Source organism: Mycobacterium sp. E1715 (assembly GCF_001667625.1).
Lineage (GTDB): Bacteria > Actinomycetota > Actinomycetes > Mycobacteriales > Mycobacteriaceae > Mycobacterium.
Genome location: NZ_LZJJ01000227.1, coordinates 1 through 671 on the forward strand (window position 1 = coordinate 1; position 671 = coordinate 671).

Sequence of the window (671 nt, forward strand, 5' to 3'; positions counted from 1 at the left end):
CCGAGCAGTTCGCGGGTTTCCTCGTGCGGGCAGGCATCGATGCCGGCGACGAACGCCTCGAGCACCACCCGGTCGATGTGTGCGGACGCCGCGTGTAAAACGTGGTCCTGCACCGCGTTGAACGCGTCGAACTCCGACATCTCCTTGGATTTTGCCTGCAGCCGACGGGCCACGGACGCCAGCAGATATTCCTCGCGGTCCTCGAACATCTTGATCTGCGTGCCGCGGTTGAAGAGGCTGCCCTCTTCCTCGCTGTCCTGCCGGGCATCCACGATCGTTTGGATAATCGTCTCTGCCGCAGTCCGTTTGACGACGCGCTCACCGACGGTGTTGGCGGCGAAGCGCACCCATTCGACGGGGCTCATGCTGCGGATGTCATCGGCGTAGGCCGTCAGCAGCTCCTTGGCCACCAACTGCGTCAGTACGTGGTTGTCGCCCTCGAACGTGGTGAAGACGTCGGTGTCGCCGCGCAGCGCGACCAACCGGTTCTCGGCCATGTAACCCGCGCCACCGCAGGCCTCGCGCGCCTCCTGAATCGCCCGCGATGCGTGCCAGGTGTTGGCCGCTTTCAGCCCGGCGGCGCGGGCCTCCAGCTCGCGCTGCTCGTCGGCATCCACCGCGTCCGCGGTCTGGATGTCGTGACACTTGCTGACCAGCTCGTTCTGGGCGAA

General features: G+C 65.7%; 1 protein-coding gene. It reads right to left on the reverse strand.

The features are described 5' to 3' along the window. Window positions 1–671 (reverse strand): acyl-CoA dehydrogenase family protein (locus A9X03_RS12235; protein WP_255396727.1); only part of this gene is annotated, 671 nt, incomplete at both ends.